This window comes from Pseudomonas sp. GW822-FHT04H02 (genome assembly GCF_058800645.1).
In genome coordinates this window covers 155,776-169,663 of record NZ_JBXAMM010000002.1, presented here as the reverse complement: position 1 = coordinate 169,663, position 13,888 = coordinate 155,776, and the positions used below count along the sequence as shown (strand labels likewise).

Annotated in this window: 11 protein-coding genes; 6 read left to right on the top strand and 5 right to left on the bottom strand. The window is 61.5% G+C overall.

Going from position 1 to position 13,888, the window contains the following annotated elements:
- Positions 1-249 precede the first annotated feature (249 nt).
- Entirely contained in the window at positions 250-1,839 is a 1,590-nt protein-coding gene (locus AC1RMG_RS07435; protein ID WP_077933347.1) for a peptide chain release factor 3, read from the bottom strand.
- Positions 1,840-2,680: 841 nt separating this feature from the next.
- Between AC1RMG_RS07435 and AC1RMG_RS07430 the strand changes: the two genes are divergently transcribed.
- The 6 genes from AC1RMG_RS07430 (at position 2,681) to AC1RMG_RS07405 (ending at position 11,614) form a co-directional block, all read left to right on the top strand.
- The gene (locus AC1RMG_RS07430; protein WP_236203662.1) at positions 2,681-5,911 is read left to right on the top strand and encodes a two-partner secretion domain-containing protein; all 3,231 of its coding nucleotides are present in this window, start codon (positions 2,681-2,683) and stop codon (positions 5,909-5,911) included.
- A 406-nt stretch (positions 5,912-6,317) separates the two neighbouring features.
- Positions 6,318-7,034, top strand: coding sequence for an ABC transporter permease (locus AC1RMG_RS07425; RefSeq protein ID WP_011059227.1), 717 nt, complete (start codon positions 6,318-6,320; stop codon positions 7,032-7,034).
- Positions 7,035-7,058: 24 nt separating this feature from the next.
- A complete protein-coding gene (locus AC1RMG_RS07420; RefSeq protein ID WP_015634139.1) occupies positions 7,059-7,952 on the top strand; it encodes a glycine betaine ABC transporter substrate-binding protein in 894 nt (297 codons plus the stop codon).
- A 12-nt stretch (positions 7,953-7,964) separates the two neighbouring features.
- The gene (locus AC1RMG_RS07415) at positions 7,965-8,618 is read left to right on the top strand and encodes an ABC transporter permease (protein ID WP_011059225.1); all 654 of its coding nucleotides are present in this window, start codon (positions 7,965-7,967) and stop codon (positions 8,616-8,618) included.
- On the top strand, positions 8,615-9,772 hold the full coding sequence (locus AC1RMG_RS07410; RefSeq protein WP_015634138.1) for an osmoprotectant ABC transporter ATP-binding protein OsmV: 1,158 nt from the start codon (positions 8,615-8,617) through the stop codon (positions 9,770-9,772). Before AC1RMG_RS07415 ends, AC1RMG_RS07410 begins: the two co-directional genes overlap by 4 nt.
- A gap of 678 nt (positions 9,773-10,450) precedes the next feature.
- Positions 10,451-11,614 carry a type III PLP-dependent enzyme gene (locus tag AC1RMG_RS07405; RefSeq protein ID WP_015634137.1) on the top strand — a complete coding sequence of 388 codons (1,164 nt, stop codon included), beginning with the start codon at positions 10,451-10,453 and terminating at the stop codon, positions 11,612-11,614.
- Positions 11,615-11,684: 70 nt separating this feature from the next.
- On the opposite strand, the gene AC1RMG_RS07400 is transcribed toward AC1RMG_RS07405, so the two are convergent.
- The 4 genes from AC1RMG_RS07400 to AC1RMG_RS07385 are packed head-to-tail and all read right to left on the bottom strand — an operon-like array spanning position 11,685 to position 13,748.
- Positions 11,685-11,963 carry a type II toxin-antitoxin system RelE/ParE family toxin gene (locus tag AC1RMG_RS07400; RefSeq protein WP_220223703.1) on the bottom strand — a complete coding sequence of 93 codons (279 nt, stop codon included), beginning with the start codon at positions 11,961-11,963 and terminating at the stop codon, positions 11,685-11,687.
- The gene (locus tag AC1RMG_RS07395) at positions 11,960-12,223 is read right to left on the bottom strand and encodes a CopG family ribbon-helix-helix protein (protein ID WP_047283908.1); all 264 of its coding nucleotides are present in this window, start codon (positions 12,221-12,223) and stop codon (positions 11,960-11,962) included. Before AC1RMG_RS07395 ends, AC1RMG_RS07400 begins: the two co-directional genes overlap by 4 nt.
- Before the next feature lie 55 nt (positions 12,224-12,278).
- Positions 12,279-13,064, bottom strand: coding sequence for a tetratricopeptide repeat protein (locus tag AC1RMG_RS07390; RefSeq protein ID WP_065364618.1), 786 nt, complete (start codon positions 13,062-13,064; stop codon positions 12,279-12,281).
- A gap of 3 nt (positions 13,065-13,067) precedes the next feature.
- The gene (locus AC1RMG_RS07385) at positions 13,068-13,748 is read right to left on the bottom strand and encodes a Fe2+-dependent dioxygenase (RefSeq protein ID WP_493168865.1); all 681 of its coding nucleotides are present in this window, start codon (positions 13,746-13,748) and stop codon (positions 13,068-13,070) included.
- Positions 13,749-13,888: the final 140 nt, after the last annotated feature.

The following is a 13,888-nucleotide window of genomic DNA, read 5'->3' as shown; positions in this document are numbered from 1 at the left end:
TCCCGGCTTTTCCAGATAGCTCCCTATCGATTCCCGAGCCGCCAAAGCCCTTCCGACTAACGGCGCTCCCTTAAGAACACCACACCCCGTAGGAGCCGGCTTGCCGGCGAAGAAACCCGCAAGCCAGGCACAACAGCGTCCGCCGCCTTCGCTGGCAAGCCAGCGCCTACGAGGCGGCGGCAGGCCAGTCCTGCGCGCAAAAAAAAGCCCCGCTGTCTGCACAGCGGGGCTCGGGGGTGGCCGGCGAACTTAGTGGTGTTCGCGGGTGGCGCGGAATTTCACGTCCGGCCAGCGCTCTTCCATCAGCGCCAGGTTGACCCGGGTCGGCGCCAGGTAGGTCAGGTGACCGCCGCCGTCCAGGGCCAGGTTTTCCACCGCCTTGTTGGAAAACTCTTCGAGCTTCTTCTTGTCGCTGCATTCGATCCAGCGGGCGGACCACACGGTGATCGGCTCGTAGGAGCACTCAACCTTGTATTCCTCCTTCAGGCGGCTGGCCACCACGTCGAACTGCAGCACACCCACGGCGCCGAGGATGATGTCGTTGCTGCGCTCGGGGAAGAACACCTGGGTCGCGCCTTCTTCGGCCAGCTGTTGCAGGCCCTGGCGCAGTTGCTTGGACTTGAGCGGGTCCTTCAGACGCACACGGCGGAACAGCTCCGGGGCGAAGTGCGGGATACCGGTGAAGCCCAGCGCCTCGCCTTCGGTGAAGGTGTCGCCGATCTGGATGGTGCCGTGGTTGTGCAGGCCGATGATGTCGCCGGCATAGGCCTCTTCCAGTTGCTCACGCTCGGAGGAGAAGAAGGTCAGGGCGTCGCCGATGCGCACGTCCTTGCCAGTGCGCACGTGGCGCATCTTCATGCCTTTCTCGTACTTGCCCGAACAGATACGCATGAAGGCGATGCGGTCGCGGTGCTTGGGGTCCATGTTCGCCTGGATCTTGAAGATGAAGCCCGAGAACTTCTCTTCCTGGGGTGCCACGCTGCGCTCGTTGGCCACACGTGGCAACGGACGCGGCGCCCAGTCCACCACGGCGTCGAGCACGTGGTCGACACCGAAGTTGCCCAGCGCGGTCCCGAAGAACACCGGCGTCAGCTGGCCGTCGAGGAACTCCTGCTGGTTGAACTCGTGGCAGGCGCCCTGCACCAGTTCCAACTGCTCGATGAAGCGCTCGTACTCGTCACCCAGGTGGGCCCTGGCTTCGGCGGAGTCGAGCTTTTCGATGATCTTGGTTTCGGTGCGCTCGTGGCCGTGGCCCGGGGTGTAGACGATGATGTAGTCGCCGGCCAGGTGGTACACGCCCTTGAAGTCGCGGTAGCAACCGATCGGCCAGGTGATGGGGGCAGCCTTGATCTTCAGGACCGCTTCGATTTCGTCCAGCAGTTCGATCGGGTCGCGAATGTCCCGGTCGAGTTTGTTGATGAAACTGACGATGGGCGTATCGCGCAGGCGGCAGACGTCCATCAGGGCGATGGTCCGTGGCTCTACGCCCTTACCGCCGTCGAGCACCATCAGCGCCGAGTCCACCGCGGTCAGGGTGCGGTAGGTGTCTTCCGAGAAGTCTTCGTGGCCGGGGGTGTCCAGCAGGTTGATCATGTGTTCGCGATAGGGGAACTGCATGACCGACGTGGTAATGGAAATACCCCGCTGCTTCTCCATCTCCATCCAGTCGGAAGTGGCGTGGCGGTCGGACTTGCGCGATTTGACGGTACCCGCCACCGCAATGGCCTTGCCCATCAGCAACAGCTTCTCGGTGATGGTGGTCTTACCCGCATCCGGGTGGGAAATAATGGCGAAAGTGCGCCTGGCGTTGACTTCGTTGACAATTTTACTATCGGACATCGCTTAAGATCTCGATTGTGCACACCGCTGTATACACGACTAAAAGTAGCTTTGGCCGATTGCAAAGGCCAACACAGAAAACCGCGCATGTTAACAAATAGTGCCCGCAAATACCCGGCGCCCTGACATTCCGAACCGGGCTCCAATGTCAGGCATGACCTTCGTATTGGCTAAACACCCCGGGGATTCGCGCCTGAACAGTAAAAGGCATCACTTTTTATCTAGCCTCAACTAGCAATCAAGAAAATCAACTTCACTCAAGAATTAAGATCTTTAATTACCACGTAAAACCTACTACTTAACAACACCACATCCAAGCAACTAACTAACACAATAGAAAATAATAAAATCGGCAGTAACAACAGACACTATCACTCCCCCTCGCGAACCAGCCCCATATCTTTTAAGCCCAAAACCCCCGGCCCAGGGCCTTTAAAAACAAACCCACCCGGACCAGCCAGCCCGACCCCCGAAACTCAACCCACTATAGCCAGCTATCGGCCTAAGCTCTTGCCAAAACAATAACCATACTTATTGCAAGTCAATAAGCTCAAGAAAAATCTTAATCATCATCCGGATATCTCTTAAATAACTTCAAATATTCAAGTGATAGATTAAACCCATCATTTAAATCACTTCCTGCCGCACTTCAGCCCCTCTCGAACACTCCGCAATAGTTTTGCCAGCACGCAGAAGCGAGTGGCTGCATGCCCGACCGTTCGGCGGGGCGCGACGAACAGCGAACGGAACACACCCAAGCCTGGCCTCAGGCGACCGGCGCCACCGAGCACTGCCCAATCTGCTGGGGAAAATCAGCAGCATATGTACAAGAGGACGCATCATGAACAAGAACTATGCATTGGTATGGAACCATGCACTGGGCTGCTGGAACGTGGCCGACGAAGGGGCGCGCCGACGCAGCAAGGCAGGGCGCAGCAAGGCAGTGATCGGCGCCGGACTATCGCTGCTGGGCCTGTTGCTCCAGGCTCCGGCGTTTGCCCTGCCGAGCGGAGGAAACATCGTCTCCGGCAACGCCGACATACAGACGTCCAGCGACGGTCAACACCTGACCATCAACCAGCAAAGCAACAAGCTGATCACCAACTGGAATGACTTCAACGTCAAGGCCGATGAGCGTGTCAGCTTCCAGCAGCCCGGTAGCAACGCGATTGCCCTCAACCGTGTCCTGGGCACCCAGGGCAGCGACATCCAGGGCCGGATCGACGCCAACGGCAAGGTGTTCCTGATCAACCCCAATGGCGTGGTGTTCGGCCAATCCGCCCAAGTCGATGTCGGCAGCCTGGTGGCTTCCACTCAGGACATCACCGACAAGGACTTCCTCAATGGCAACTACCGCTTCAGCGGCACCTCCAGCGCCAGCATCAGCAATGCCGGGACCCTCACGGCGAGCGACGGCGGCAGCATCGCCTTGCTCGGTGCGCAGGTCAGCAACAGCGGCTTGATACAGGCACGCGTCGGTAGCGTGGCCCTGGGCGCGGGCAACGACATCACCCTCGACTTCAACGGCAACGGCCTGCTCGGCCTGCAAGTCAAAAGCGGTGCCGTGGATGCCCTGGCACAGAACGGAGGCCTGCTCAAAGCCGACGGCGGCCAGGTGCTGATGACCGCCAAGAGCGCCGACAGCCTGCTCAGGACGGTGGTCAGCAACCAGGGCGTGATCGAGGCGAAGACCCTGCAAAACAAGGCGGGCCGGATCGTGCTCGACGGCGACAACGGCATTGTGCAGGTCGCGGGCCGACAGGACGCCAGCGCCATCGGCGGCCAGGGTGATGGTGGCGTGGTGGAAAACCAGGGGGCCAGAGTCGACGTGCAGTTGGCCGCACAGGTGAACACTCGTGCCGAGCAGGGCAAGACCGGCACCTGGAGGATCCATGCCAACGACATCAGCATCGCCAGCACCGAAAACCCAGGCCGGCTCACCCCACGCGGCCTGGTCATCACCGGAGGCATCAGCGGCACCAACTCGGGAACCACCAACGGCGTCGGCATCGGTGTCGGTGCCAATGCCACCGGCAGCGGCAACGGGGGCAATGGCGTCGGCGTGAGCATCGGGGGCAATGGCCACAACAACGTGGCCGTGATCGCTGGCGGCGGTCCAGCCAACACTCGGTCGACACTGCGTACCGACACCCTGGCATCCAACCTGGACACTACCCACATCGAGCTGAACAGCACCCAGGGCAACCTGACGGTCAGCGCACCGCTGACCTGGACGAGCGGCAACTCCCTGAGCCTGACCGCCGAGCGCGGTGACATTCGCGTCGAAGGCGCGCTGCGCGCCAGCGGCAACAAGGCCGGCCTCGTGCTGAATGCGCAGAACGGCGGCATCCGGCTCAACGACAACATCGCCCTCAGCGGCACCGGGGCGAGCCTGGGGCTGAACCATGGGAATAATGGCTACACACTCGAGGACGGCAAGGCGGTGACCCTCTCCGGTGCCGGTGCCCTGTTCAAAGCCAACGGCCAGGACTACGCCGTGATCCACAACCTGGATCAACTGCGTCAAATCGACAGCAACAGCAGCGGCCACTACGTGCTGGGCAACAAGATTTCCGGCAACGGCGCCCGCTTCAAGTCCCTGGGCGAGCGCAGCGGTTTTGGGGGCGTGCTCGATGGCCTGGGCAACAGCATTGAAAACCTCTCGGTCTACGGCACCAGCGGCAGCGTCGGTCTGTTCAGCGTGAATCAGGGAGAAATCCGCAACCTGAACCTCGACCGGGTCTCGGTCAGTGGAGACCGTTCGACTCACTACAACACCCTGGTAGGCACCCTGGCGGGCGTCAATATGGGCCTCATCTCCAACGTCAAGGCCAGCCAGGTGCAAGTCACGGGGGCTTCTCACGCCAACAGCCTGGGTGGGCTGGTCGCGCTGAACCTGCAGGACGGCAGCATCGACAAATCCTCGGCCAGCGGCACGCTGGTGGGCAACCGCTACACCTATGTCATGGGCGGCCTGGCGGCCGAGAACATCAACAACGGCCTGGGCCGAGGCATCGCCAGCATCAGCAATAGCCGGGCGGACGTCACGCTGACCGGGCAGATGGCCGGCCAATCAAGCGCCTACGGCGCCGGCGGCCTGGTCGGTGCGAACCGCAAGGCAAACATCAGCAACAGCAGCAGCACGGGCTTGATCTCCTTGGCTGGTGACAACCTCAACCTGGGTGGCCTGGTCGGCTTCAACACAGGGTCCTCCACGAGCCGGCTGAGCACTGTCGACAGCACCGTCAACGTCCGGGGCAATGGTCGCAACACCTTCCTGGGTGGCTTGATCGGCTTCAATACCGAAGGGGCCGTGAACAACGCCTCGGCCAGTGGCAGTGTGAACGGCAACAACGCCCAGGCAGTCGGTGGCCTGGTTGGCAAAAGCCTGGCCAGCCGCTACAGCAACGTTTCCGCCGCCGGCAACGTAACCGGGGGAGCACGGGCGAATGTCGGCGGGTTGATTGGCGAACTCAGCGCAGGCTCGGTGAACAATGCCTCGGCCAGCGGCACCCTCAACGCCAGTCACTCGCAGGCCATCGGCGGCCTGATCGGCAAGAGCGAGGGCGCCAGCCTGAGCAATGTCAGCGCCAGCGCCAGCGTGCTCGACAGATTCAGCCAGTACCTGGGCGGGTTGCTCGGTCACAGCCGCAACACCACGGTGAACGTTGCCGACGCCACCGGGAACGTCACAGGAGGGGCCAACGCCTTCGCCGGTGGCCTGATCGGCTACCTGGAAGGCGGCACCCTCGCCAACGCTTCGGCCAAAGGTGATGTCCAAGCCGGCGACTCAAGCTTCGTGGGGGGGCTGGTCGGCTTCAACGACGGCCGAATCAGCAACGCCTCTGCCTCCGGTAAAGTCATGGGGACTGCGGCCCAGGTACTGGGCGGCCTGGTCGGCGGCAACAGCGGCTCCATCGAGCACTCGTCAGCGAGCGCCAAGGTCACGCCCTTGAACCCTGGCTACATCCACGGCGGCCTGATCGGCCTGAACCTCGGCCAGCAATCCTTCAACCACCTCGAAGGCGAAGCCGCCAAGCTGCCCCTGATCGGCCGCAGCCTCCCCTTCTGACGCTCACGAGCGGATGAAACAGCAGCCGACCAGGTTGTTCCCATCAGCCTGGCCGGCCTGCACACCATCGGTTTCAGCGGCCTGCCCGGGGGTGCAGGCCCGGGCCTACCCCGTTAATACAGCGGGGCAATCCTGGCAACAACCGCCATTGGAACGCACCAACGCACCGAGCAAATTCGGCCAATGATGGAACCTTTTAAAAGGCCGGGGCGTCCACTCCCCTGCTACGAACTTTCGCCAGGTGTAGAAAAAACAGCAAGTTAGCCTGGCAAAGCGATGCGTACGGCTCACTCTCACGCTGTTTACAGCGCACCGAAGAGCTGCTTCCCGCGATCATTCTTTCGGCTGCCAGGCATGGCACTGCCACACAAGAGAATGCGCGCTGACATAAAAAAGGAGTCCGCCTGTGGCTATTCGCTATGGCAAAGGGCTGATAGGAGGCGCTGCGGTAATCGCCCTCCTGGCCCTGCTGGTCCACTGGATCGGCATCACTACGATCGAACACTACCGCGACGATCTGTTGTTCTACCTGCAAGCTCACCTGTTCCTGGTCCTGGCTTCAATGCTAGCCGCGCTGGTGGTGGGGATCCCCGCCGGCATCGTCCTCAGCCGCCCGAGCATGGTCGGACGCGCCGAACGCTTCATGCAAGTGTTCAACATCGGTAACACCGTCCCTCCCCTGGCCGTCCTGGCCATCGCTCTGGGGATCCTCGGCATCGGCAGTGGCCCGGCCATTTTCGCGCTGTTCCTCGCCTCCCTGCTGCCCATCGTGCGCAACACCTATGAAGGCCTGAAGAATGTCCAGGGCTCCCTCAAGGAGGCCGCGGTCGGCATCGGCATGACGCCACGCCAGGTGCTGTGGAAAGTCGAATTGCCCAATGCCGTGCCGATCATCATCGGCGGCGTGCGGGTGGCCCTGGCGATCAACGTCGGCACCGCGCCCCTGGCCTTCCTGATCGGCGCCAACAGCCTGGGCAGCCTGATTTTCCCCGGCATCGCCCTGAACAATCAGCCGCAACTGCTGCTCGGCGCCGCCTGCACCGCGCTGCTGGCCTTGCTCCTCGATGGCCTGGTGACCCTGGCCAGCCGACTTTGGCTGGAACGTGGTCTGCGCCCGTCTTAAGCCCGTCAGAGCCAAGGAACCGACATGAAGAAATTAAGCCTGATACTCGGCTGCGCCCTGCTTTTCAGCACATTGGCCCACGCCGTGGAAAAACCGCTGATCCGCATCGGCGCCCGGGTCTTCACCGAACAGACCCTGCTGGCGGAGATCACCTCCCAGTACTTGCGCAGCAAGGGCTACGACACCCGCGTCACCGGGGGCCTGGGCAGCAACCTGGCCCGCAGTGCCCAGGAAAGTGGCCAGTTGGACCTGATCTGGGAGTACACCGGAGTCTCGCTGGTGGCCTACAACCACATCGACGAGAAACTCGACAGCGAACAGTCCTACGCCCGGGTGAAAGAACTCGATGCGAAAAAAGGCCTGGTCTGGCTGTCACCGTCCAAGTTCAGCAATACCTATGCCCTGGCGCTGCCAGAGAACGTGGCAAAGGAACATCCGCAGATCAATAGCATCAGCGACCTGACCCAGGCCCTGGCCGAAAACACCAAGGAAAACCGCCTGGTGGCCCTGGACACCGAGTTCGCCAACCGCTCCGACGGCATGGCCGGGATGGTCAAGCTCTATGACATGGCCCTGACCCGCAAGAACACCCGGCAGATGGACGCCGGCCTGGTCTACACCGCCCTGCGCAACGGCCAGGTGTTCGCCGGCCTGGTGTACACCACCGACGGGCGCCTCAATGCCTTCAAGCTCAAACTGCTGGAAGACGACAAGCACTACTTCCCGGACTACACCGCCGCTCCGGTGGTGCGCCAGGCCTACCTCGACGCTCACCCGCAACTGGCCGCCGAGCTCAAGCCGCTGGCGGCGCTGTTCGACGACGAAACCATGCGCCAGCTAAACGCGCGGGTCGACGTCGACCATGAAAGCCCATCCGCCGTGGCCGCAGATTTCCTGCGCCAGCACCCGATCAACTAAAGAGGAGAAGACATGGAATTCCTGAACGCCTTTTCCCATCTCGATTGGGCCCAGGTCCTGCACCTGACCTGGCAGCACATCACCCTGGTGGGCATCGCCGTCACCCTGGCCATCGTCTTCGGCGTGCCCCTGGGCGTGCTGATGACCCGCTTCCCGACCCTTGCCGGCCCACTGCAGGCCAGCGCCACCGTGCTGCTGACCATTCCATCCATCGCCCTGTTCGGCCTGCTGCTGCCGTTCTACTCCAAGTTCGGCCAGGGCCTGGGCCCGCTACCGGCTATCACCGCGGTGTTCCTCTATTCCCTGCTGCCGATCATGCGCAACACCTACCTGGCGCTGACCGGCGTCGAACCGGGCATTCGTGAAGCCGCCCGCGGCATCGGCATGACCTTCGGCCAGCGCCTGCGCATGGTCGAGTTGCCGATCGCGGTGCCGGTGATCCTCGCCGGGGTACGCACCGCCGTGGTGATGAACATCGGCGTCATGACCATCGCCGCCACCATCGGCGCCGGCGGCCTGGGCGTACTCATTCTTGCTTCCATCAGCCGCAGCGACATGTCGATGCTGATCGTCGGCGCCGTGCTGGTCAGTCTCCTGGCCATCTTCGCCGACCTGCTTCTGCAATGGCTGCAACGCTCGCTGACTCCAAAAGGACTCCTGAAATGATCGAACTTCAAAACCTGACCAAGACCTTTCGCAGCAACGGCAAGGATGTCAAAGCCGTCGACTCGGTAAGCCTGACCGTCAATGAAGGCGAGATCTGCGTGTTCCTCGGGCCCTCCGGCTGCGGCAAGAGCACCACGCTGAAAATGATCAACCGCCTGATCATGCCCACCTCGGGCAAGGTGCTGATCAATGGCGAGGACACCACCGATCTCGACGAAGTGACCCTGCGCCGCAACATCGGCTACGTGATCCAGCAGATCGGCCTGTTCCCCAACATGACCATCGAGGAAAACATCGTGGTGGTGCCACGCCTGCTGGGCTGGGACAAGCAGAAATGCCACGACCGGGCCCGCGAGCTGATGAGCATGATCAAGCTCGAACCCAAGCAGTACCTGCATCGCTACCCACGGGAACTGTCCGGTGGCCAGCAACAGCGCATCGGGGTGATCCGCGCCCTGGCGGCGGACGCTCCGCTGCTGCTGATGGACGAGCCCTTCGGCGCGGTGGACCCGATCAACCGCGAGATGATCCAGAACGAATTCTTCGAGATGCAGCGGGCGCTGAACAAGACCGTGATCATGGTCAGCCATGACATCGACGAAGCCATCAAGCTGGGGGACAAGATCGCCATCTTCCGTGCCGGCAAGCTGCTGCAGATCGATCACCCCGACACCCTGCTGGCGCACCCGGCGGACGACTTCGTCAGCAACTTCGTCGGCCAGGACAGCACCTTGAAACGCCTGTTGCTGGTCAAGGCCGAAGACGCCGCGGACAACGCCCCGTCGGTCAGCCCGGAAACCCCGGTAGCCGACGCCCTGGAACTGATGGACGAACACGACCGGCGCTACGTGGTGGTGACCTGTGCCGAGAACAAGGCTCTGGGTTATGTACGTCGTCGCGACCTGCACCGTCAGACCGGCACCTGCGCCCAGTTCCTGCGAGAGTTCAACGCTACAGCCGCCTACGACGAACACCTGCGGATTCTTCTGTCGCGCATGTACGAGTTCAACCGCTCGTGGCTGCCGGTGATGGATGCCGAGCGGGTGTTCCTGGGCGAGGTGACTCAGGAATCCATCGCCGCCTACCTGAGCTCCGGGCGTTCGCGGGGGATGAAGACCAATATCGTCTCGCCGGCTGAAACAGTGGTCGCCTGATCAATAAATAGCCAATAACCAACCTGTGGCGAGGGCGCTTGCTCCCTCGGGACCGTGAAGCGGCCCCTCTTTGCAAAAAGAATGGGGCTGCTGCGCATCCGGCGCAAGCAAGCGCCCTCGCCACCGGGTGTTTTTGGCCCACCCACACGCCGGAAAAAAATATCAACAGCCGCCCCGGTCAGAGTTGTCCGGCGCCCCTCTCCGAAACAGCCAAAATCCCCCTCAAACCGCCCTCTCGCCGCTAACGTCGCCGATGTTGACGCTTTCATACTTCCCAGCTACTTGGCACGCAAAAGCGTCGAACGTGCAGGTATTTTTAACACTCGAGAATTCTTCGGGAACATCTGTCCGTCATCTGTGTCGGCTACAAAGAGAGGTGTCGATAACGCACGTCAGACAAGTGCAAAAACGCGACATTTTTTGTTGATCTCAGCCCCCTCACCGCCTAAAGTTCGCGCCGAACGTCCATGCTGGAAACGATCCATCCGGCTCAAGTACTGACGACGAGACAGCAAGGCCAAGGGCAGATTTCCCATGGCCTTTTTGCTTTCGGCGACATGCCTTGGGAAGTAGGCGAACCAAAGTGGGGATACGGAGGACGTTCACAAGGCACTGTCATCAATGACATGTCCTTAAACCCATTGATTACCAACGTTTGCCAGTAGGAGTTCCCAACGCATGTCGATTAACGTCGAAGACTATTTCGCGCGCGAAACCTTTCAGAAAATGAAGTCTTTCGCCGACCAGCAAGAAACCCCGTTCGTGGTCATCGACACCCAGATGATCTCCCAGGCCTACGACGACCTGCGCGCCGGTTTCGAATTCGCCAAGGTCTACTACGCGGTCAAGGCCAACCCGGCCGTCGAGATCATCGACCTGCTGCACGAAAAAGGCTCCAGCTTCGACATCGCTTCGATCTACGAGCTGGACAAGGTGCTGGGCCGCGGCGTCAACCCGGCCAACATCAGCTACGGCAACACCATCAAGAAGTCCAAGGACATCCGCTACTTCTATGACAAGGGCGTGCGCCTGTACGCCACCGACTCCGAGGCCGACCTGCGCAACATCGCCAAGGCCGCACCGGGTTCGAAAGTCTACGTGCGCATTCTCACCGAAGGCTCCACCACCGCCGACTGGCCGCTGTCGCGCAAGTTCGGCTGCCAGACCGACATGGCCATGGACCTGCTGATCCTCGCTCGCGACCTGGGCCTGGTGCCTTACGGTGTGTCGTTCCACGTGGGTTCGCAACAGCGCGACATCAGCGTCTGGGACGCCGCCATTGCCAAGGTCAAGGTGATCTTCGAGCGCCTCAAGGAAGAAGACGGTATCGAGCTGAAGCTGATCAACATGGGTGGCGGCTTCCCGGCCAACTACATCACCCGCACCAACAGCCTGGAAACCTATGCCGAGGAAATCATCCGCTTCCTGAAAGAAGACTTCGGTGATGACCTGCCGGAAATCATCCTGGAGCCGGGCCGTTCGCTGATCGCCAACGCCGGCATCCTGGTCAGCGAAGTGGTGCTGGTGGCGCGCAAATCCCGTACCGCCGTGGAGCGCTGGGTCTACACCGACGTGGGCAAGTTCTCCGGCCTGATCGAAACCATGGACGAGTCCATCAAGTTCCCGATCTGGACCGAGAAGAAAGGTGAAGTGGAAGAAGTGGTGATCGCCGGCCCGACCTGCGACAGCGCCGACATCATGTACGAGAACTACAAGTACGGCCTGCCACTGAACCTGGCCATCGGCGACCGCCTGTACTGGCTGTCCACCGGCGCCTACACCACCAGCTACAGCGCGGTGGAATTCAACGGCTTCCCGCCGCTGAAGGCCTTCTACGTTTAAAGACGGCAGCTAGCTGCAAGAAAAAGCCCATGACTTGTCATGGGCTTTTTTGTGCGCGCGGTTCAGTGATTCAACGATCTTCCCGGACATGCCAAATACTCAGGATGGACAAGGCCATGCCTTGAATCTCATAACGCATCTCGTAATGCCCCACCAGCAATCGTCGAACATCCCTCGGCTTGAATTCCTCCAACTGCTCTCCCAATCGTGGGTTAGATAGAAGAGCATCTGGAGCCTGCACCAGCGATTGCACGGTCCGAGCAGCAGTAGAACGATTGGCCTGGGCGAGAAACTCAAAAAGCCGAGCCAGATCGGATAGGGCCTTGCTCGTCCATTTCAGCTGTCTCATTTTGGTAAGGGCAGAGGGTTGTCGCCAGACAGACTCTGCGCCCAAGCCAACACTGACTGATGATCGACAACCCTTCCAGCATCCACATCTGCCAAGGCCTCAAGCGTCAGTCGACGGCGCTCTTCTTCCTGGTCAACCCAGGCCACCAACGCCTGCTTCACGACCCAGGCCCGGGAGCGTTCCAGGCGAGAAGCAAGTTGATCGACCTTATCAGCCAGGTCCAAGGGAATGTGAGCGGTCAGTACTTTTGTCGCGGGCATGAGGCAAGACCTGCATCAGAATGATTAAAAGCGATTAGCTTTGAATCATAGTGATTTAAGACAACACAGCAAGCCGCTCTCCATCCCGTTCGTCACCCAATTGCGCCGCCCGCCGCTGATAGGCCTGGGCCAGGTCGCGAATCTCGGGGTGCGTGGCCTTGAGCAGCGCGGCGCATGCCACCCGGAGGAAATTCAGGTTGCCACCGGCCAGAGCCCGTTGCAGCCACGCCACGGCTTCGTCGATACGCCCGGCATCGGCCAGCACTGCCGCATGGCTGAACTGCCCGCGAAAATCCCCGCCTTCGGCCGAGCGCCGGTACCAGTCCCGCGCCGCTTCAAGGTCGGCCTGGCACACCAGCCCCTCCTCCAGGTAGCGCCCCAGCAGGTTCATCGATTTGGCATGGCCCAGGTCCGCCGCACGACGGTAGCAGGCCAGGGCCAAGGCATGGTTCTGCACCACGCCGCGACCGGTGGCCAACAGGTTGGCGTAGTTGTACAGCCCCCAGTCCAGCCCCGCTTCGGCAGCCAGGCGATAGTGCCCGGCCGCGCTGGCGGCATCCGCCGGGCAACCCCAGCCGTGCTCATGGCAGCGCCCGAGCATGTTGCGCGCCATCAGGTGCCCGCGTTGTGCGGCGATCTCGAACCAGCGCACCGCCAGGGGTTGATCCTGCTGGATGCCGCGACCGTCGAGGAGGATCTGCCCCAGCAGCGCCTGGGCGTCCAGCAGCCCCTCGGAAGCAGCGGCCAGCACCGCCTGGGCGGCGCGGGCCGGGCTCTCCTCAAGCATGGCGCTCAGTTGCGCGCCGTCGAGGAGCTCCTCGCGGCGAAGTTGAAAAGTCACGGCTTACACCTCGACCCAGCGACGCAGAAGGTTGTGGTAGGTGCCGGTCAGGCGGACCAGCGAAGGATGGTCGGGCACGTCCCGGGTCAGCTCCTGGATCGCGCCGTCCATCTCGAACAGCAAGGCGCGCTGGCTATCTTCGCGCACCAGGCTCTGGGTCCAGAAGAATGAGGCGTAGCGAGCACCCCGGGTCACCGGGTTGACCTTGTGCAGGCTGGTGCCTGGATACAGCACCATGTCCCCCGCCGGCAGCTTGACCCGCTGCAGGCCGAAGGTGTCCTGGATCTCCAGCTCGCCGCCTTCGTAATCCTCGGGGTCGCTGAAGAACAGGGTCGACGACAGGTCCGTACGCACCCGCTCCGGGCTGCCCTTGGGCTGGCGCACCGCGTTGTCGATATGAAAATCGAAACTGCCGCCGGCGGTGTAGCAGTTGATCAGCGGCGGAAACACCTTGTGCGGCAAGGCGGCGGACATGAACAGCGGGTTCTGCCACAGGCGATCGAGCATCGCCGCGCCGATCTCCTGGGCCAGCGGGTGGCCTTCCGGCAGTTGCAGGTTGTGCTTGGCCTTGGCCGACTGGTAACCGGCGGTGATCTTGCCGTCCGCCCAGTCCGCCTGTTCCAGGGCTTCACGGATGCGCCCGACCTCGTCACGGGTGAACACGTCAGGGATGTGCAGCAACATGGCCAGGTACCTGCAGAGCGAAAGGCCGTCAATGATATTGATTCTTATTGACTGTGTAAAACCCCGGGACGCATGAGAACGTAAAAACCGTAAAGGCAAATTGTAAAGAATGTAAATTAAGTGCGAATAGCAATATTTCG